Here is a 19,446-nt window from a genome sequence, read left to right as displayed (position 1 = left end):
TCCAATCGTGAAAATCCAGAAACACAGGCTCCTGAGTGCCTTGCGGCAGTCGATCGACGAGCTCGCAGCAGTGGCTGACCCGCTTCGGGCGAAGGAACATCACTTGGCCGCACATTCGATTCTGGCGGAGCTGGCGCGCGGCGATAGATTGCATGACCTTCGTGATAAGTACGAGAGTGGGCGCTCACTGGGATCGCGCCTGGCCGCAGCAATAGGGCAGGGTGGTCTGTCGCCTGTGAGCAACCTGCCGCCCAGAATCTGCCACTCCTGCGATCAGGCAGCAACACTTGCACTGCTTGACCGCTTACAAAGAACGCTGGAAAGTCTCGTTGCAGCGTCCGGTTACCCTGTTGGAGGAGGCTCTGAGATCGACTCGGTGGTGCTGACTTTGATGCACTGGGAGGCGGGCTTGTACGAAGTTCCCCCGGCACCGGTACCGATCACAAGTAAGCAACTTGATATTGAAGCCATGCTCGAACGGTCGGTTCGCAACCAGGGCGGTGTGTTGGCTAACGCTCGCTTGGTGCATTGCGCGCCACTGTTTGGCGGTTTTGGCAACTCGACGGTGTTCTTTGAAGCTGAGGATGCCGACATGTGCCGCTGGCCACTGGTGTGTCGGCTGCAGACGGATGATGCTCCTTTGGGCTTACGGGGCGATATTGTTGGTGAATTCCACTTGCTGTGCTTCCTGTATCGAAAAGGTATCACCGTCGCCCAGCCATTGTGGCTTGCCAACAAACGATCGAGAGAAGAGTCACCTTTTTCAGTAGTGCGTTGGTTGGCAGGCTCTCAATTCGAACATTGGGCGGATTTGCAGTCATTGAACAGTGCTCAGATCCAATCCCTTGCTTCCGAGCTAGCGAGAATTCACGGAGTTTTGATCGAGGCGAGCGACAGCGACCTGCAGAGCAGCCTTATAGATCCGTCTGACTGTGAAGGACCGATTGTGGTAGCGGCGCGAAAGCACCTTGATCGGTGGGATGATCTCTGGAGGAGTGTCGCTGTCGCTCCGTCGTCGATCATCGAAGCCATGCTGCAATGGTTGCGTGTCAATGCACCACAATCCAATGATGAGCCAGTACTGGTACACGGCGACTACTCGCCACACAACATTGTGTTTGAAGGTGACAAGGTCGCCGGTGTTCTCGATTGGTCTCTTTCGCACATAGGTAGTCGAGCCGAAGACTTAGCACATCTGCTTTCATCGTTGGGCTCGCAAGTACAGGCTGATCATTTCATGCGTGAATACGTTGCGGCAGGTGGTCGTGCGGTGACGCCTTTTCAGCTGAAGTATTACGAGGTCATAGGTTATTTTAAAAGGATGGTGGTAACGCAGGAATCTCGATTTCGCTTTGACACGCTGTGCCACGTCGGTCCTGAATACTTCGCGCTTGGGCCGCAGTTTATCCAAGCCCCGGTCTCGAATATCGAGGCTGCAATGCGTGCCGCCGAAGCGGCACTTTAACTAACTGCTGCGAGGAGCGATCGTCGCATGAGCGGCGACCGCTGGCGACAAGGGATCTGAGATCTGGCGCTATTTTGTTTATACGAACTCAGCCCAGCCATTGTTCAGTACGACTCGCTCCAGTTTCGACCATGGCGCGCCAAAAGCCGTCGAGCCGGTTTGGCCATCGCCCGCTCAATCCTGCTGCAGTGGGGCGGCAACTGTGGTGTGCAGTTGCCGCCGTTAGTCGATGCCCTGCGTGATGTTGTGATCGAACATAGCGTGATACACGGCGATGAAACACCGGTAAAGATGCGCATGTCGAGCAAATGTCAGCGTTTATATACCATATCAACTGCTGGTGAACTCCGTCGCTGTTCATAATTCTTTTTTCTTCTGGGCAAAGCCAGAACAGCCAATAACATCATAAAACAGCAGCAGAAAACGAAGGCGAAAACCAGTCTATAAGAAGCAGGTGAGGGATAAGAAGCATTCGATCCAGCTTCTGGGCTCGATACGATATATACACTCATTAACAGAAGTACCACCAACCCACCCACACCCGTTGATGCGGCACGTAGAACCTGAAGCATGCCTGTCGCCTCAGAAGTCCGATTTTCAGGTACTGCTTCGACAATCAAATTGGGTAAAGCGGTATAGACAATTTGTAACCCTATAGCAGCAACAAGTATAGCCCCTGATATATACCATAGGCCTGAATGGTGTAGGAACAATCCTCCCCAAGCGATCATCATGGTCCAAACACCTATGAGCGCAGCATCCCGGGCAGTAAAACGTGCAGCAACCCAACCACTAAAAGGGGAGGAAAGCACACTTGCCATTTGCGAAGGCAGCATCATCAAACCGGCAACGGTAGCGGTTAGGCTGAGGCCGACTCCTGACCATGAAGGTTGCTGAAGAAACATGCTGAACACCAGATAAATCTGCAGGCTGCCTAACCCCGCTAACACAATACTGATGTTAGCGAGCGCCACCTGACGATTGGCTAGCAGACGAATGTCTAACAAAGGCTCCTTGTGTCGAAGCTCATACATCACCCAGGCAAACAGCAGCAACGCGCTGATGGCAACCAGTCCCAAGGTGCGCTCATCAAGTACGCCCCATGCCTTGACATTCGCCAAGGCATACATCACGCCGGCCACCGGCAGGATGAACAATATTCCTCCAATGAAATCGATACGCCCGGTCAATCCGGCAGGCTTAGAGGGAGGAACGAATAACCAGACCAAAACAAAGCCAAACGCAGCGAGACCGACACTGCTGTAGAAAAGAGTTGGCCATGCATGATTATCGACAATATATCCACCGATCACCAGGCCCGCACCCGCGGACACCGAAGCAGCCGCAAGGATGAAGCCAACCATCAAGGGAACCTTGTCCGGCGCGAAATTCTCACGTACCAACCCAATGCAAAGCGGCAATGCAGCAGCGGCAATACCTTGCACTGCCCTCCCTGCAATAATCCAGTTGAGCGATTCAGACAGGGCGCTGATTAAAGAGCCTAAAAGCGCAATAACCAATAAAATCAGCAAAACACGACGGCGCCCATATATATCTCCAAGGCGTGCCACTATCGCTGTCACAGATGCGGAAACAAGCAGGAATACAGTGATCAACCACCCTGCCTTAATAGGGTCACCAAATAATTTAATGAATGTCGGCATTGCCGAGAAGACCATTGTATATTCGTATCCAGCTGAGCACTCCGCCATGAGCAGCGCGAACAGTATGAGCCCAGATGAATATTTTCCTGATTTGTTGTACATAATATCACCCTTTTTTATTCTGAGATTTCATTGAGAGCATCTTGCTTGAATGTATAGGCGCCAGCTTGCAAATGGGTAGGCTGACTTGCTGTTTATGACAATGTAAGCGCTGAAAGCGCACTTTGCTTATTGCTCGCCATGTCCGGCTCCCTGCATCCTGCCGAGCGTCACCAGAACTTAAAAGTGTAACCTATGATTACTCGATTCCCGTCGCGATCCACAGTATGGTTGCCGCGGTACTTGACATTGCGCCAGCGCAGGGAAATATTCTTGAATGCTCCGCTTTGCACTACATAGGTCAGATCAGTGTTGAACTCATACTCATTCGCTTGCGCATTGCCAACTTGAAAGTTGTCGCCTCGCACATATCTGTTCATCAGAGTCAGCCCGGGGATACCGACGGTCGCGAGGTCAAAACTATATTCGACCTGCCAAGTATCCTCGCCGGCATAGAGAAAATGGTGATAGATTCCCCAAGCGCGGGCCCAAGGGACAGTCCCGCCTATGAACGGCATGCCGGTGCGACCGCTCTGGTTCTGATAGCCCGCGCCCAAGGTGTGGCCTTTAAAACCAAGGCTGAACATGCTACCCAAAGTTCGATTATCGATGCCGCTGTTGTTTTCTTCGTCACTGTGGAAATAGCGCGCTTCGGACGTCAAGCGCCATTCATCCGACAACCGCAGCGTGTGGTTCAGCTCCACATATTGCTGGTTGTAATTGTCCTCCAACTTGGCGTAATAATAAGTAGCACTGAAACCTGGGCGGAAGTCATAGGTGAAACCGGCATAGTTGAACCTTTCGCTGGCTGTGCTGGCCGCCAGCCCGCCGCCCTTGGTAAAGGCCAACATGGCCATGTCCTCATTACCCGTTGAATCACGCAGGCGGGTACTACGGAGCTGCCCAGCGATCAGGGTAATCTCTTCAAGATCCTTCGATACTATCTGAGCTCCTTCGAAAGTCTGCGGCAGTAGCCGGTTGTCAGCCCTGAAGGCCACTGGCAACACCGGTTCTTGCGTACCCACGGTAAGCACACTCTTGCCAGCACGAACCTTTGCCGTCATGCCAAAGGAGCCGAATTCGTCCGCAACGTCCCCTTCCTTACTGACTGGCAGCGCCCCGGTGCCGCTAGTGCCACGGCCGGAGTCGAGCTTCATGCCCAGCAGACCCAAAGCATCGACCCCGATGCCAACCGGTCCTTCGGTATAGCCGGAGTTGAAGCGCAGCATGAAACCCTGTCCCCACTCTTCCAGCTTGTGTTTGCCACTGGAAGGGTTATCCCGTAAATCCTGATTCATGTAGAAGTTACGAGTCTGCAGGGTCAGGTGACTGTCATTGGCGAAAGAGGCCATGGCTGAAGCGATGGGAACGTAATGTATGCCGCCAAAAATTGACGAGACTAACGCGATGTGCCTTGCGTACATTATTAACCCTTTTTTATTATTATTTCGGTCAGGTACCGGCTCTTGATCTTTGCGGGGCAGTTTTCTGATATCGCAAAGCTAGTAAAACTAATTGCGAAGTTCTTTTTTAGATCAAGTAGTTGCGTCATAAGAGGGTGACATAAACGTCATTTTTGATGTGCAATGGAGCGGTCGTCGATTGAGGATCGCTGCGGCAGGGGGCATCGACATGCCCCACTGCCTTTTTCATGCGAGCTGGGCCCAACCATTGTTGAGTACGACAACTTGCCGTTCCACCGCAGTGGTTCGGAAGCTTACCCCACCGCTTTCCTTCCAGAGCTCGGTACGCAGTGTTTCACCGGGGTAGACGGGGGAGGAAAAGCGCAGACTCAGCGAACGCAGCTTTTGCGGGTCATCCTTGCAAGCTCCCTCAAGAAGCGCACGGGTAGCCACACCCATGGTGCACAGGCCGTGCAGGATCGGCTTGTCGAAGCCGGCCTTTCGGGCGATTTCGGGGGACGCATGGATTGGATTGTAATCACCCGAGAGCCGGTAAATCAGTCCGGCCTGGGGTAGTGTTGTAAGGCTGATGTTTCTATCTGCTGCCCGTTCGGGCATGGAGCGCGGCGCTGGTGCTTTCTCCGAAGTACCACCGCAACCGCCGTCGCCGCGCAAGACATAGGTCGAGGTCACGGTACTCACAAGGGTACCGTTTTCCTTGTCGGTAAGGGTCTTGCGCAGGTAGAGCATCGCACCTTTGCCTGGGCCCTTGTCCACCACGTCGGTGACTTGGTAAGCGCCTACGTAAGTTCGCCCGGGCAGGAGAGGAGCGTGGACGACGAACGATTGTTCGCCGTGCAGAATGCGCACCCAATCGATGCCCAACTCGGGCTCCTTGACCCACGCGCCTGGATGCGCGATGACGTTGACCATGGCAGGGAAGACCTTCAGGCCTTCTTCGTAGGTGAATTGCAGATCTTCACTGGCATCGGCGCGCGTACCGACGCCGACACCCAGTGCGTAGAGCATGCAGTCGCGCGCTGTGATTGTGTGCTCAAGGGCTGGAAACTGCCAGGCCAGAACTTTTTCGAGGTTCATAGCGCTTGCCTCAGACCGGATCCCAGGTGAACACGTCGCGCGACTTGTCCAGCGGATAGAACGAGGACTCGAACATCGGGATGGCGCGTTCAAGGCAGGTTTCCACGGTCCAGCCTTCGCTATTGTGAGCCGTGCGGATCGGGCGCGGTTGCGAAAACAGGAAGATTTCGTTATTGCGCACGGCAAATATCTGGCCGCTCACATGGCTGGCGCCGTCCGTCAGCAGCGCTAGCGTGAACGGGGCTATCTTGTCAGCCTCAAGACGCATGTTCACTTCCATCCGGGCTTTGCCTTCCGGGGTGTCGGCAGGAATGCTGCTGACCATCCGTGTGAACGCGAACGGCGCGATGCAGTTCGAGCGTACGTTGAATCTTTCCAAGTCCAGCGAAATGGATTTGGAGAGTCCGACGATTCCCATCTTGGCGGACATATAGTTGGCTTGCGCCAGATTGCCGATGAGCCCCGAGGTCGAGGTCATGTGTACGAAGGCACCGCTTTGTTGCTCCTTAAAGTGAGGCGCCGCGGCACGAGACACATTCCAGGTGCCTTTGAGGTGCACCTTGATCACGGCATCGAACTCCTCCTCCGTCATCTTGTGGAAGAGCACGTCTCGCAAATTGCCAGCGTTGTTCACCACGCCATCAATGCGACCGTAAAGGTCAATTGCTTGTTGAATGATCCGCTGTGCACCGTCCCATTCAGCGACGCTGTCGGTATTGGCTGAAGCGGTTCCACCCAGTTCCTCGATCTCCGCAACCACTTGTTGTGCGGGGCCGGCACTGGCGCCGGAGCCATCCATACTCACACCTAGGTCGTTGACGATCACTTTGGCACCCTGACGTGCGGCTTCGATCGCGATACCGCGACCCACGCCAGCGCCGGCGCCGGTCACAACAATGACTTTATCTTCAAGCAGTTTCATAAACGCACTCCGGACAGTACAGCAATGGGAAAGAAAGCAGGTTAGAGACGACTGGCGATGAGTCGCCATGCGTCTTGCAGTTCGCTGCGGTATTCGGGCGCTGCAATTTGGATCAAGGCTTCGGCGCGCTCATGCACGCTTGCACCCTTGAGCCGCGCAACGCCGTATTCGGTGACGACAAAGTCGACGTCTACCCGTGAGAGTGTGGCGACCGTTTGCGGGCCCAGCATCGGTACGATGCGGGAACCGTGCTTGTGGGTGGCATGCAGCGCGATGATGCTGTTGCCGCCGAGTGACATCCGACCGGCACGCGCGAAGTCTGGTGCACCTCCACACCCGCTCACGGCGGCGCCGCGAGTCGTCTCAAGGTTGCACTGACCGAACAGGTCAACCTCCAGTGCCGAGTTAACTGTCACGAAGCGGTCAAGTTTGGCGAGGAGAACCGGGTCGTGGGAGATATCGCAGCCAACCACTCGCAACGGATGGAAATCGCGGATTCTTTCGTAAAACGAATGGCTGCCCACCAGCACGCAGGAGGTGTGGAGGTAATTCATGTCCAGTGCACCGGCAGCGGCCAGTTCCAGCAACCCGTCCGAGAGCATGCCCGAATGCAACTTTAAACCGCGGCGGTCACGCAACATGCTCATCAGTGCGGTGGGGACCTTGCCCAAGCCCGTTTGCAGCACAGTGCCATCTTCAATCAGGGGGGCGATGTGGCGCGCGATGGCTTCAGTGCCACTGTCGGCAGGCACGTCATAGACAGGAATCGGTGTATCGACTTCGCAGACATAGTCCAGTGAGTCGAAACGAACAGTGTAGGACCCGCGCACCACGGGCGTCTGCATGTTGATCAAACCCAGTCGGCGACGTGCTTTGCGCAGAACCGTCGGGGCGAACTCCACGGAAGGGCCGAGGGAGCACATACCATTTTCGTCGGGCGGCGACAGCTGGATCACCGCGAGGTCGACGTTGACCTGTTCGTTGATATGTCGAACGAAGCCAGCGTAGGACATTGGCAGCGCGCGGAAGCGGCCCTCACGTTGAGCGATCGCAAACTCGGGTTGCATGAACAGGCCCGTCACCTGTCCAGAGGGGTGCATCCGCTCCAGATCAAGCGCATTGATGCCTGGCACGTAACTGGTGAGCAAGCGAGCGTTCCGTGTGAGCTCCGGATCGCGCAGCAGTTCTTCCATGAACGATAGTGGCGCTCCACTGGATCCAGGGACGAAAACCCACTCACCCGGCTTTATCAACGACGGCATCGCCTGTGGCTCGATGAAGCGCTTTTGCCGCAAGGACTTGAGAGGCTCGCCTACCTGAATATGGTTTGTCATCAGCTGTGCAGTCCAAGGATCGACAACGCAGCTATGCCCAAGTAAGGGACACCGCCAAGGTTGTGAGTCAGGCCATAGGTCGGGTTTGATAGTTGGCGTTCCCCGGCGCGACCGAGTAACTGTTGGTAGACCTCGTAAGCCATGCGCAGTCCAGAGGCGGCGATCGGGTGGCCGAAACACTTGAGGCCACCGTCTACCTGGCACGGCACGCCGCTTCCGCCCCGGTCGTAGAAGCCGTCCAGGATGTCGTGGACAGCGCGACCGTCCTTTGAAATGAACAAGTCTTCCATCGTCACCAGCTCAGTGATGGAGAAGCAGTCGTGGACTTCCATAAGGGAAAGCTGATTGCGAGGGTCAGTGATTCCTGCCTCGGCATAAGCGCGTTCGGCCGCCTTCCGGGTAGTGCGCACCTGGCTGCCGTCCCATTTGTCAGTGGTCGACTCGATACCTGAGCTGATACTGAGCTGGATGGCCTTGATCGTGACCATGTCCCTCTTGCCGAGCGCTCGTGCGATCTCGGGAGTGGTGACGATCGCGCAGGCTGCGCCATCGCTCACGCCGCAGCAGTCGTACAGGCCGAGGGGGTCGGCGATCATCGGCGCGTTGAGGATTTGCTCCATGGTAACTTGATTACGCAAGTGGGCCTTTGGGTTCAGCGCGCCGTTCTGATGGCTCTTCCAGGAGACATGGGCGAGGGCACGCTTCAGGTCCTCTTTCGACACACCGTGCCGTGAGCGGTAACCTGAGGCCAGTTGGGCAAAACCGGCTGGGGCCGAGCCAAGCGGCAACCAAAGGTCATTCAACGTGCCCTTGTATGGCGCCGGCAGGCCACCATAGCCGGTATCCTTTAACTTCTCGGCGCCGATGGCCAGGGCGATGTCTACCGCTCCGGATGCCACCGCGTAGGCAGCGCCGCGCAAGGCTTCAGTCCCTGTTGCACACATGTTTTCTACCCGGCTGACCGGGATGCCATCGAGCCGCAACGCGAGCGAGGTCGGGATCGCCGAATTGCCGACGTTGACGTTATCCATGCAGGAGCCGCTCCACGCGGCCTCGATCTGGTGACGTTCGATGCCGGCATCGGCCAGCGCCTCATCAAATGCCTCAGCCAATAGTTCATGTGTGCCGACGTCCCAGCGCTCGCCGAAACGTGTGCAGCCCATGCCGATAATTGCGACTTTGTCCCTGATGCCCGTTGCCATAGATATTTTCCAGTGTGTTATGCCACGATCGGCGTGGCTTTCCAGAAATAGCGCGGATAGCCACGCACCTTGTCGATGTCCTTGATGCGGTAGACCATGCGCAGCGGGGTGCCGACGTCGATGCCGGCTTCGCCGACGTCGACGACCTCCATCAACAGGCGGGCACCGACATCAAACTGCACGAACCCAACGTATAAAGGTGGCGAGGGGTGGTAGGACAGCCAATCGGCGGTATAGGTCAGCACCTTGGCCGATTCGTCAAACAGTGGGGCTGGCTTGAAGACGGACGCCGGGGCGTGGCACTCGGGCGATACGCAATAGGCCAGTTGGGGAAACTGGACCGTGCCGCAGCGTGTGCACTGACCGGCAACGAAACTTGATAGCTGATGCGCCGAGCGATACTGCTCTGTGAATGCGGTCTTCAGCTGTTTCTCTCCACGCATGCCGGTCTCGAATTCGAGGCCATCGTCATACGCCAGCAATCGCATGTAGCTTTCATGTACTTGCGCATCGGCTAGCGCGCCGCTGACACCACGGCGTGGCTTGAACGAATCGATAGCGTCGGTAGCGCGCAAAACGAGTACGTCGCACCCTTGACCGAATCCGATGACCACGAGTATTTCGTTTGCCTTCGCCTTTTCAAGTGCCTTGGCCAGCATCAGGCACGGATGGGCGCTGCCGGCGTAGCCGCATGTCTCTGCGAGGCCGTCGCTGATTGCTTCGCTAGAGATGGCGCATTTTTTGGCCACCAATTCGGCTATGCCCTTCAATGAGGAGCCCAAAATGAAGTGGCTGACTTCAGAGGCGGACACCTTCGCGTCATCCAATGCCGCTTCGACTGCCTCGGGGACTATTTTTGCGTAGCCCTCGTCGCGGATCCAGCGCTCCTCCCAGTAATAGTCATGGCGGCCGTTCGAGGCACGGAAATGGTCGACAAAGACGTTGGTGCGGCTGGCGCTGCCGACCAGGCGAGCGATTACGCCTTCGCTGCCCAGCGTAAAGGCGGCGGCGCCAGCTCCATAACCCAGCTCCTGGGTGCTGGCCGGCTTGGCGGACGGGTGATCACTCGCGATGTAGAGCGCGGGGCCCCGGGAGCTCTGCAACGCATCGAGCAAACCCGAAACGCCGGCGCGCTGGGATTGGCCCAGGTCGCGGCTTTGTACATCACCGGGCAGTGCCAGTGCGCTGGCGACAAGGCTGGCGCACTGCAGGTCTGCAAACGGCGCTCGCGTGGTAGCCAATACCAGCGAGCGCAACGCGGTGCGAGGTCGTCCGTCGAGGGCATCGCGAGCGGCCTCGACCGCCATGGTCACGCTGTCCTCGTCCCAGCTGCAAAATGCTCGCTGACCCTTGGCCTGATTGCGCAGGCCTGGAGCCATCCAGCTGTGCGCCGCCGCTATTGCTGTGCGCTGCATACGCAGTCGCGGAACGTAGCCGCCATAGGCGGTGAGGCCGAAGTCTGTGGGGAATGCAGTCACTTGGGAAACCCTTCAAGTAGTTGGCATAGGTGTGTCACGAAGCGCCTTCGCCAGAATTATAGTATGAAAGCATACGATATGTGCAAGCTCATATTTCCAAGAATTTATCTGAGGGTGTAAGCCAAGTGAGATCTGTTGGGGCACCCTTTGTGCGTTCGATCTCCCTACATATAACTTATGCTGGCATATTACTTTGGCTATGATAAGGTTTGTACCGATGTTTTGATTCGTAGACCCTTTTTACGCTCCAGCGAGGTGGTGATGGCAGGCCTGTATTTTGAGCAATTGACGATGGGGCAGGTTTTTCGGCATGACATCCGACGTACGGTGACCGAAACCGACAATATTCTTTTCACCACGATGACGCATAACCCGGCGGCCATTCACCTCGACGCGCATTACGCAAAAGACACTGAGTTTGGTCGTCCACTCATGAACAGTGTTTTTACGCTTGGGCTCGTGGTCGGAATTTCGGTCGGCGATACCACGCTAGGCACCACGGTGGGTAATCTGGGATGGGATGAAGTTCGCTTTCCGAAGCCGGTTTTTATCGGCGATACGATTCGAGTCGAATCCACGGTAATCGACACGCGGGAAAGTAAATCCCGCCCTGCCAACGGAATCGTCGTCTTCGAGCATGTGGGCTATAACCAACACGACGAGTTGGTGTGTTCGTGCAAACGCAGCGCGTTGATGTACCGCCTTCCTTCAGGCGCGAATTGACGGAAGCTCTTATCCTCAATAACAGCTATTGCGGTGCAGCGAAATGCCTGGAATCAACAGGCCGCGCATCGCTATGAGGCTTACTAAAACTGGAGGTTTTCTTGATCACCCGCACGATTTTCCAGAGCGAACACGAACAATTCCGCGACAGCGTGCGTCGGTTCATTGAGCGCGAGATTACGCCGCACCACGAACGCTGGGAAGAGCAGGGTATGGTTGATCGCGACCTGTGGCTCAAAGCCGGAGCGGCGGGTCTGCTATGTCCCAACCTGCCTGAAGAGTATGGAGGCTGTGGTCCCGATTACCGTTTCAACGTAGTGATTACCGAAGAGCTGGCGCGAGCCGGCGCTACCGGTCCGGGTTTCTCGATCCATTCAGACATGGTGGCTACCTACATTGCCACTTTTGGCACAGCAGAGCAGAAGGATCACTGGCTGCCGAAGATGGTGAGCGGCGAGGCCATCGGCGCATTGGGATTGACGGAGCCTTCGGCAGGCAGCGACCTGAAGAACATTCGCTGTCGCGCCGTGCGCGAGGGTGACGAATACGTCATCAGCGGTCAGAAGGTCTACATCTCCAACGGCCAGTTGTGCGACATCATCGTCATGGCCTGCAAAACCGATCCTTCAGCGGGTGCGAAAGGAATGAGCTTTATTCTGGTCGAGGCGGATCGGCCAGGCTTTACCCGTGGGCGCAACCTCAAGAAAATCGGACTCAAGGCGCAGGATACGTCTGAGTTGTTCTTTGACAATGTACGCGTTCCGGTCAGCAACCTGCTTGGACAGGAGGGGGCGGCGTTTGCGATGGCCATGAGCAAGCTTGCGGAGGAGCGGTTGACGATTGCCGTATCCGCCATCATGGCAGCCGAAACTGCGTTGCAGTGGACCGTAGACTACACGCGCGAGCGGAAGGCGTTTGGTCAGTCGATCAGTGATTTCCAGAATACGCGTTTCAAGCTGGGCGAGCTGAGCGCTGAGGTTCTCGCCAAGCGGGTCTTCGTCGATCGCTGCATTGAACTGCTTTTAGAGAAGAAACTCGATGCAGTCGACGCTGCGGCGGCCAAGATGCTTTGCACTGAGCTGCAGTGCAAGTTGGTCGATGATTGCCTGCAGTTCTTTGGCGGCTACGGGTATATGCTCGAATACCCCATTGCCCGCGCCTACGTCGACGCGCGTGTCCGTCGCATTGCCGGGGGCTCCTCGGAAATCATGCGGGAGATATTAGGGCGGCGTTTGTTCTCGGAGCGTGGTAAGTGAGTGGCGAAATCAGTCGTGCGCCCTTACGATCACTTTTGTTCGTGCCAGGCGATAGTGAACGCAAGCTGTTGAAGGCTGAGGCGTCTGGGGCTGACGCGCTGATTCTCGATCTTGAGGATTCGGTGGCGTCGAGCCGGACGGCGATAGCTCGCGAGCTGGTTCTCGAGTATTTGCATGCGCATCGCCAGCGTGATTTCCAACTGTGGGTGCGCATCAATCCCTTGAGCACCCCCGCAGCGCTGCTCGATCTTGCAATCGTGGCGGGTGCCCCCGACGGTTTAATGTTGCCCAAGGTCGATTCGGCGGCCGATGTTGCGAGGCTTGCCAACATGCTCGATGCGTTGGAGGTGCGTGACGGCTTGGCCTTTGGCGGTATTGCCATCCTGCCTGTGGCTACCGAGACTCCGGCATCGCTGTTCACGGTTGGCTCTTATGCTGGCTGTTCACCCCGACTTGCTGGCCTGACCTGGGGGGCTGAAGATATCACCGCAGCGTTGGGGGCCAGCAGCAATCGTGAGGCGAATGGCGAATATAACCACCTCTGCACACTGGCCAGGACATTGTGCCTGACCGGTGCAGCCGCGGCTGGGGTGCAATCGATTGACACCATTTGGGCTGACTTCGCTGACATTGATGGTCTCGCCGAGGAAGCGCGACAGGCGCGACAGCGCGGTTTCACCGGCAAGCTGGCCATTCATCCAGGCCAGGTTGAGGTGATCAATCGCGCCTTCACGCCCAGCGCCGAAGAGATCGCCTGGTCCCAGCGGGTAGTGCAGGCTTTTGAAGCCAGCCCCGGCGTCGGCACCCTTGGGCTTGATGGGAAAATGCTCGACATGCCGCACCTTAAACAGGCTCGCCGGATACTGTCGACAGCGCGCATTCTGGCGTGAGATCGGTACATGCAGGCCGTTTCAGGCGTTGAGAAGTCGCAAGCGTTCGGCGGTGATAATCTGTCGGTAGGTTTGGCGGTGAGTCGATAGTCATTTTTCGGAAGGTTTTCCGGTCGCCAGGGTGTCTATCGGTTCGATTAAAACAACAATCATATTTCGAAGAATTCAATTTACGGCTTCTGCTGAAGGCGCCGCAACGGAGTTGCCGCAATGACCGAACATTTTATCGAGCGCGCCTTAGAAGGCGTGCTGGAATTCCGGCTCAATCGCCCCGAAAAACTCAACGCGCTCAGCCCGGCGATGTTGCGCGCATTGGCTATAGCGGTGCAACGCTTTGCGCAAGACCCGGCGCTGCGGGTCATGCTGATATCGGCTAACGGAGCCTATTTCTCTTCGGGAGTCGAGGTCACTGCCGAGATTACCCCGCCGGACAACGGCAGTACGCTGGACAATCGTCGTTGGTTCCTTGAAACGTATCACCGACTTTTTGACGAGCTCGAGTACATCGAAAAACCTATCGTCGTAGCGCATCAAGGGGGCTGCTTCGGAGGTGCTCTGGAGCTCAGCCTGTCGTGCGATTTTCGTCTGGCCGCACGTAGTGCGATGTATCGACTGCCGGAAATTGATTTCGGTACGTTACCCGGCTCCGGTGGTGTGAGCCGGCTCACTCGCATAGCAGGCCCGCATTGGGCGCGCTGGCTGGTGATGTCGGGTGAGAGCGTGACGGCCGAGGAAGCCGTCACGATGGGGTTCGTGCACCGAGTTTTTGATGACGCTGTTTTCGAGCGTGAGGTGCAGGCTTTCTGCCGCAAGCTTGCGGGGCAACCGCGGGAGATGCTTGCTGCTGCGAAGCTTGCCATCGAGCTGGCGACAGACCTGGATCGGTCGCAGGGTCGTCAGGTCGAGCGGCTCGCCAACAGCATGTTGCTCTCGGGTGCGGAGCACAAGGCAAAGCTGCAGGCGTTTTTGGACCGACAGGCTGCGAAACGGCGCCAGCGCGAGAGTGATGGTGGGGCATCGTCGTGACTGCTGTGATCATCGCGGCGCTGCGAGATCTTTAAGCGCCTCGAGCGCATTGTAATTAATAGTATGCTTGCAATCTGAATGTGTTGCTGTGCTGTCCCAAAGGTTATTGATTTTCACAGCAACGTTTCTCGGCTGCTTGATTGATATCGTATGCATTGATACTATATTTTTGATTGCTTGGCAGACCGAACAGCCTGACGGGTTAGGGTCGCCGGCATTTGTCATAAACCCTTCTCCAGAAGAACTACCTATGGCCCAGCGCACCTCCCATTTCATCGCCGAGACCGATGTCGATTTCCTCCCTTGGTCGATTGGCGACCTGCTCCGCGACGCCGCCCACCGACGACCTGATCATACGGCGTTGATTGTTCCGGCTGATGCGCAGGGTCGTCCGGAGCAACGATGGACTTACCGCGAGCTCGAGGCCGAAGCAGAACGTGTCGCAACTGCGCTGTTACGTCATTGCGATACGGGTGACCGGGTTGCAACCTGGGCCGGCGCGAGTTCCAACTTACTGATGCTGCACCTTGGGGCGGCGTTGGCCGGCGTTGTGCTGGTCACGCTCAATCCGGCATGCCGAGGTGAGGAGCTCAAGTATTTACTCGGTCAGGGGGACGTTCGGGGCATTTTTCTCGATCGCGTGTTCCGCAATATGGACAATATTGCCGTACTCGAAGCGGTGCGGCCAACGCTCCCGAAGTTGGACTCGGTCGTCTACCTGGATGAGTGGCAAGCGTTCATCGGTGGCGCGTGTGATGCGTCGAAGCTGCCTTCGGTCAATCCCGACGCGCCAGCACTGATTATCTTCACGTCCGGAACGACAGGGAAGCCAAAGGGCGCAATGCTCGGCCACGCCGGCGTCGTTAACAACGCGCGTTACGCACAGGCTCGCATCGGTATGCCCGAGGGGGCGGTGTGGCTCAATATGTTGCCGATGTTCCATGTAGGAGGCAGCGTAACGATGACGCTCGGCTGTATCGCGAACCTTGGCACTCAGGTGCTGCTGCCCGAGTTCAATCCAGAAGCGATGCTGGATGCCCTGCAGCGTTACCAAGTGAACATGACCATGGCTGTGCCAACGATGATCCTTGCGGCAATACAGTCCGAGCAGTTCGACCATACCGACCTGTCGCACCTTCAGGTACTGGTCACTGGGGGGACTGTCGTCGTTCCGGATCTGATACGTATCGTACGTGAGCGCTTTCGCTGCGAGCCCATGATCGTGTTCGGCCAGACCGAGGCGGGGGGATCCATGTGCTTGTCGCGCCGGGGCGATGATGTCGAGCTGCTCACACAAAGCGTCGGCGCACCGCTACCGTTGTCGGAGGTCAAGATTATTGACATCGACGGGTGCCTGGCACCGATAGGGCAGGTGGGTGAGATCTGCGTGAAGACCCGTTGCCGTATGCTTGAATATTTCCGCATGCCTGAGAAGACGAGCCAGACGATCGATGACGACGGCTGGGTGCACACTGGTGATCTGGGCAGTCTGCAGCCGGATGGCTACGTGCAAATCACCGGCCGCCTGAAGGATATGATCATCCGGGGGGGCGAGAACATTTACCCTCGCGAGATCGAAGACTTGCTGGCAGAACATCCTGCCGTTCAGCAGTCCGCAGTGTTCGGCGTTCCGGACGAAAAATGGGGCGAGCAGGTGGCTGTCGCGATTGTGTTGAAGTCGGGGTACTCGTGTAATGCAGAAGAGCTCGGCCTATTCCTCGATGGTCAAATTGCACGACACAAGATGCCGCGTGTTTGGCGCTTCCTGGACACTTTACCGGTTACGCCCACGGGCAAGGTGCAGAAGTTCGTGCTACGCGAGCAACTGCTTCGAGAGTAGGCCTTGGCCTGATCGGCCTCGGGCGAAATCTGCCCCACAAACTGCGCGGCATCCTGTTACTCGCTGGTGCTGGCTGCGCGCAGTGCACATGACTGAAATAGGAAGGGTGTTCGATGGAATTAGGCATTCGCGGGCGCAAAGCCATTATCAATGGCGGTAGCGCAGGGCTTGGATTCGGTGCTGCGTTGGCATTGGCGCATGAAGGCGTCGAAGTCTACATCTCTGCGCGCAATGAGGTGCGACTGAACGAGGCGTGCGAGTCGATCCGCCGCTCTACTGGAGCGAAAGTTGAAGCAGTTGTCGCTGATCATGCCTCGGTGGAAGGGCGGCAACGTATTCTCGAACGCTGCCCCGAGCCCGACATCTTGATTGGCACCTGCTCTCCGCCGCCCTTCATTGAAGATTTCCGCTCGATCTCCGAGGACGACTGGCGCAGCAACTTTGAAACCACGCTGATTTCGCCGATCGAATTCATGCGATCGGTAGTCGACGGCATGGTCGAGCGGCGCTGGGGGCGCATAGTCAACATCGCTACGGCTGCCGCCAAATTTCCGCATCCATGGCGCATCTTGTCTGGTGCCCCGCGTGCCGCACTGACCAACTATTCCGTGGCGGTTGCTCGGCAGGTGGCGCAGTACAACGTCACGATTAATACGCTGCTACCGGCGATGCACGACACCGATGGTATCCGTGCGATTTACGGGGCGAAGGCGGTTGAGAATGGCACGCATGTCGACATCGAAATAGCCGAAGCCGTGCGCTCGATCCCTATACCCGCTGGCAGGTTCGGATCGGCGGTCGACTTTGGAATGATTACCGCGATGTTTTGCAGCGAGCAATCGAACTATATCACCGGGCAGAGCCTCGTCGTTGACGGGGGGGTTACGAATTCTCTGTTCTGAGTAGCGCTAAGATTCAGCAGGAACTAATGTGCAGCCATACCATATGTCGATGGAGTGCCTGCGCACCGTGGCTGGACGCACGATGGTGTGTTCGCTTTTTCACATGATGAGGTGGAGAGATTCGATATGGCAGCGATTCAGAGAGGAATGGCCCGAGGCGATGGTATCATTGAGGCCGATATTGACAATACCTGGGCATTGTTAACCGATTGGGGAAACATGGATTGGTGGGGCAACGACCTTGATCAGGGAGCGATGACGGCCGCCCGCACGTATCTTGAAGGAGAAAAAGGGCAGGTTCCGCGCACAAAGGTCATTGAGCGCGAAAGCGGTGACGAGACCGGGGTCGCTCATGTAAATCGGGAAGTCTTGATTCACGAAGATTCCGCGACGCATCGCTTGTACTACACCTGTTCGAACGGTCTGTTGCTTGGTGTTAACAACTACCTTGCCAGCTGGACGCTTGATGCTCTCGAGGGGGCGCGCTGTCGTATGACCGTTACGGCGCAATTTGATGTGGTTGAGCCTGGAAAACTGGAGGAGGCCCGTAATACCTTCGAGGCTGTCTACGAGCTGATTTTCAAAGGTGTTGGCAGCTACCTTGCTAAGCGCGGTGGAACGTACACTCAGGCAGGGTAAATCTGAGAGAGGCTGGCCGAGGTGAGGTGGTCAAGACTGGGGGGAGGGCGAGCCCGCCCTTCAGCTTGAGCCACTCGGCGCTAAACTCGTTTCAGTCGCGCAGCCTATGTATCAGTTGCGCGCGGGTGAAGGACATGCAATGTGTCATTGCCCGAATTAGGCTCCTGAATGCTTGAACTCTCTCGCCAGACACTGACATGACAGCCGCCTTTAGAGGTGGCGTATCAGCGATGCCTCAATCAGCGCAGAGAAGCGAAGCTCACCACGGGTGTGAAGCAACTCAGGGGCATTTCATTACAGGCCTTTCGGGCTAACTCCCTCTGCTCAATCACACTCGCATTTAGCAGTGTAAATATTGCAAAAACTGACAGCGCAAATATAGTAATCATTATTGTTGTTTTCATTTTTTTGCCTGCTTATGAGCAATTTCGGTTCCATATCCACGATAAATTTTCTTCGGGTCAAAGGGTTTGACGCGCAGTTTTATCCGGGATGGAACATTCATTCGTGGTCTTTTCCTGCGATACGGTATGCAGGCATACTATGTACCTGTTGATGGTTGCCGATTCAATCTGCAGCCGATAAACGGTGGTGTCTTTTCGTATTTGGATGTGAGGGGCGTCGGTGCCGCTGAGCAATTCATGCCTCATGAAAAAGTTGGTGAATGCTTGAATAGCTCGCCGCGTTGCCATCTGGCTGACTGTAGGCATGACGCAAATAGAGGTTTCGAGTCATCATTCCCAAGGGTGTGAATGCCTGGGTCTCCTGTGCGCAATCCATGGCGATTTCCAAATCATTCAGCAACGGTCCCATTAGTAAACCACTGGCCGCAGTTTTCACGGTTTCTTCGCGCTTTGCCTTGAACGCACTGAGGCTGAGGCGATCACTTGCACTGTGTTGCATGATCGAAGCGAGGACGAGTGGGTCCAAACCGCTCTTGACGCCAAGCGCGAGTGACTCGGCGGTAGCTGCCATAACAATTGCTTGGCGTACATTGCTGCAGATGCGTGCTGCCTGACCACTTCCGCTGGCGCCCACATGAAAAATCTGTCTGCCCATGCTCAGCAGTAGGGGATTGGCCAGCGCGAAAGACGTTCTTGACGCGCCGACCATGAAGCTCAAGCGGCCGGTTTGTGCCTCTTCGATATCCCCCTGATAGGGCGCGTCCAACCATATAAGATCGCGTGCTGCAGCGGTGGCGGCAATCAACTCAGCCGCCTTCGGAGAAATTAGTGAGCAGTCGATCATCATTAAATGCTGGGGTGCGCAGGCAATGATGCCTTCTTGCGAAAGATAGAGTTTTTTTACCTGATCTTCGTTCGATAACAGGCTGATAACCACTTCCGACCGGATAATGGCGTCGATAGTTGACGATTCGGCTGTCCGATCATTCCAAGGGAAAGCCATAACCTTGTGCCCGGAGCCTTTGAGTTTTCGAGCAAGGATTGTCCCGATTTCTGTCGATCCAATGAACGCAATTCTGGCCATGGTTAGGAGGTCTCGAT

Annotated in this window: 16 protein-coding genes and 1 pseudogene; 9 read left to right on the top strand and 8 right to left on the bottom strand. The window is 56.4% G+C overall.

Annotated features, from left to right (window positions below; genetic code table 11):
* The first annotated feature begins 7 nt into the window (after positions 1-7).
* Positions 8-1,465: a phosphotransferase family protein gene (locus KGB27_RS00390; RefSeq protein WP_223552434.1), complete on the top strand. Its 1,458-nt coding sequence runs from the start codon at positions 8-10 to the stop codon at positions 1,463-1,465.
* Between the two features lie 150 nt (positions 1,466-1,615).
* Positions 1,616-1,759: pseudogene (locus KGB27_RS00385) on the top strand (IS66 family transposase); the annotation flags it as partial.
* A gap of 17 nt (positions 1,760-1,776) precedes the next feature.
* Here KGB27_RS00385 and KGB27_RS00380 read toward each other — a convergent pair.
* The 7 genes from KGB27_RS00380 to KGB27_RS00350 form a co-directional block, all read right to left on the bottom strand.
* Complete coding sequence (locus KGB27_RS00380; RefSeq protein ID WP_223552433.1) at positions 1,777-3,231, bottom strand: MFS transporter; 1,455 nt, start codon at positions 3,229-3,231, stop codon at positions 1,777-1,779.
* 167 nt (positions 3,232-3,398) lie between these two features.
* On the bottom strand, positions 3,399-4,580 hold the full coding sequence (locus tag KGB27_RS00375; RefSeq protein ID WP_223552432.1) for an OprD family porin: 1,182 nt from the start codon (positions 4,578-4,580) through the stop codon (positions 3,399-3,401).
* Between the two features lie 297 nt (positions 4,581-4,877).
* Positions 4,878-5,729: a MaoC family dehydratase gene (locus KGB27_RS00370; protein ID WP_223552431.1), complete on the bottom strand. Its 852-nt coding sequence runs from the start codon at positions 5,727-5,729 to the stop codon at positions 4,878-4,880.
* A gap of 10 nt (positions 5,730-5,739) precedes the next feature.
* Positions 5,740-6,651: an SDR family NAD(P)-dependent oxidoreductase gene (locus KGB27_RS00365; RefSeq protein WP_223552427.1), complete on the bottom strand. Its 912-nt coding sequence runs from the start codon at positions 6,649-6,651 to the stop codon at positions 5,740-5,742.
* A gap of 41 nt (positions 6,652-6,692) precedes the next feature.
* Positions 6,693-7,844, bottom strand: coding sequence for an acetyl-CoA hydrolase/transferase family protein (locus KGB27_RS00360; RefSeq protein ID WP_223552426.1), 1,152 nt, complete (start codon positions 7,842-7,844; stop codon positions 6,693-6,695).
* Positions 7,845-7,984: 140 nt separating this feature from the next.
* Positions 7,985-9,187 carry an acetyl-CoA acetyltransferase gene (locus KGB27_RS00355; protein WP_223552424.1) on the bottom strand — a complete coding sequence of 401 codons (1,203 nt, stop codon included), beginning with the start codon at positions 9,185-9,187 and terminating at the stop codon, positions 7,985-7,987.
* Positions 9,188-9,204: 17 nt separating this feature from the next.
* On the bottom strand, positions 9,205-10,665 hold the full coding sequence (locus KGB27_RS00350) for a 3-oxoacyl-[acyl-carrier-protein] synthase III C-terminal domain-containing protein (RefSeq protein ID WP_223552423.1): 1,461 nt from the start codon (positions 10,663-10,665) through the stop codon (positions 9,205-9,207).
* A 177-nt stretch (positions 10,666-10,842) separates the two neighbouring features.
* On the opposite strand from KGB27_RS00350, the gene KGB27_RS00345 reads away from it, so the two are divergent.
* The 7 genes from KGB27_RS00345 (at position 10,843) to KGB27_RS00315 (ending at position 17,941) form a co-directional block, all read left to right on the top strand.
* The gene (locus tag KGB27_RS00345; protein WP_223552419.1) at positions 10,843-11,388 is read left to right on the top strand and encodes a MaoC family dehydratase; all 546 of its coding nucleotides are present in this window, start codon (positions 10,843-10,845) and stop codon (positions 11,386-11,388) included.
* 101 nt (positions 11,389-11,489) lie between these two features.
* Positions 11,490-12,644, top strand: coding sequence for an acyl-CoA dehydrogenase family protein (locus KGB27_RS00340; protein ID WP_223552415.1), 1,155 nt, complete (start codon positions 11,490-11,492; stop codon positions 12,642-12,644).
* Positions 12,641-13,534, top strand: a complete 894-nt coding sequence (locus tag KGB27_RS00335; protein WP_223552409.1) for an HpcH/HpaI aldolase/citrate lyase family protein — start codon at positions 12,641-12,643, stop codon at positions 13,532-13,534. The genes KGB27_RS00340 and KGB27_RS00335 overlap by 4 nt, the downstream gene beginning before the upstream one ends.
* A 210-nt stretch (positions 13,535-13,744) precedes the next feature.
* Entirely contained in the window at positions 13,745-14,560 is an 816-nt protein-coding gene (locus KGB27_RS00330) for an enoyl-CoA hydratase/isomerase family protein (RefSeq protein ID WP_223552408.1), read from the top strand.
* Between the two features lie 250 nt (positions 14,561-14,810).
* Positions 14,811-16,400 (top strand): class I adenylate-forming enzyme family protein, encoded by a 1,590-nt coding sequence (locus tag KGB27_RS00325; protein ID WP_223552407.1) that lies wholly within the window; start codon positions 14,811-14,813, stop codon positions 16,398-16,400.
* A gap of 113 nt (positions 16,401-16,513) precedes the next feature.
* A complete protein-coding gene (locus tag KGB27_RS00320) occupies positions 16,514-17,302 on the top strand; it encodes an SDR family oxidoreductase (RefSeq protein ID WP_223552405.1) in 789 nt (262 codons plus the stop codon).
* Between the two features lie 126 nt (positions 17,303-17,428).
* On the top strand, positions 17,429-17,941 hold the full coding sequence (locus tag KGB27_RS00315; RefSeq protein WP_223552400.1) for an SRPBCC family protein: 513 nt from the start codon (positions 17,429-17,431) through the stop codon (positions 17,939-17,941).
* Positions 17,942-18,580: 639 nt separating this feature from the next.
* On the opposite strand, the gene KGB27_RS00310 is transcribed toward KGB27_RS00315, so the two are convergent.
* Positions 18,581-19,429, bottom strand: a complete 849-nt coding sequence (locus tag KGB27_RS00310; RefSeq protein ID WP_223552395.1) for an NAD(P)-binding domain-containing protein — start codon at positions 19,427-19,429, stop codon at positions 18,581-18,583.
* Between the last annotated feature and the right edge of the window lie 17 nt (positions 19,430-19,446).

The organism is Pseudomonas sp. BF-R-01 (assembly GCF_019946615.1).
GTDB classification, from domain to species: domain Bacteria; phylum Pseudomonadota; class Gammaproteobacteria; order Pseudomonadales; family Pseudomonadaceae; genus Aquipseudomonas; species Aquipseudomonas migulae.
This window is presented reverse-complemented; position numbering and strand designations above follow the sequence as displayed.

Excerpts from the sequence above, each read along its gene's own strand:
- KGB27_RS00360 (WP_223552426.1), bottom strand. The coding sequence starts at position 7,844 with ATGGAAGAACTGCTGCGCGATCCGGAGCTCACACGGAACGCTCGCTTG.
- KGB27_RS00310 (WP_223552395.1), bottom strand. The coding sequence starts at position 19,429 with ATGGCCAGAATTGCGTTCATTGGATCGACAGAAATCGGGACAATCCTT.
- KGB27_RS00380 (WP_223552433.1), bottom strand. The coding sequence starts at position 3,231 with ATGTACAACAAATCAGGAAAATATTCATCTGGGCTCATACTGTTCGCG.
- KGB27_RS00325 (WP_223552407.1), top strand. The coding sequence starts at position 14,811 with ATGGCCCAGCGCACCTCCCATTTCATCGCCGAGACCGATGTCGATTTC.
- KGB27_RS00330 (WP_223552408.1), top strand. The coding sequence starts at position 13,745 with ATGACCGAACATTTTATCGAGCGCGCCTTAGAAGGCGTGCTGGAATTC.
- KGB27_RS00370 (WP_223552431.1), bottom strand. The coding sequence starts at position 5,729 with ATGAACCTCGAAAAAGTTCTGGCCTGGCAGTTTCCAGCCCTTGAGCAC.
- KGB27_RS00315 (WP_223552400.1), top strand. The coding sequence starts at position 17,429 with ATGGCAGCGATTCAGAGAGGAATGGCCCGAGGCGATGGTATCATTGAG.
- KGB27_RS00375 (WP_223552432.1), bottom strand. The coding sequence starts at position 4,580 with ATGGCCTCTTTCGCCAATGACAGTCACCTGACCCTGCAGACTCGTAAC.
- KGB27_RS00320 (WP_223552405.1), top strand. The coding sequence starts at position 16,514 with ATGGAATTAGGCATTCGCGGGCGCAAAGCCATTATCAATGGCGGTAGC.
- KGB27_RS00355 (WP_223552424.1), bottom strand. The coding sequence starts at position 9,187 with ATGGCAACGGGCATCAGGGACAAAGTCGCAATTATCGGCATGGGCTGC.
- KGB27_RS00365 (WP_223552427.1), bottom strand. The coding sequence starts at position 6,651 with ATGAAACTGCTTGAAGATAAAGTCATTGTTGTGACCGGCGCCGGCGCT.
- KGB27_RS00345 (WP_223552419.1), top strand. The coding sequence starts at position 10,843 with ATGCTGGCATATTACTTTGGCTATGATAAGGTTTGTACCGATGTTTTG.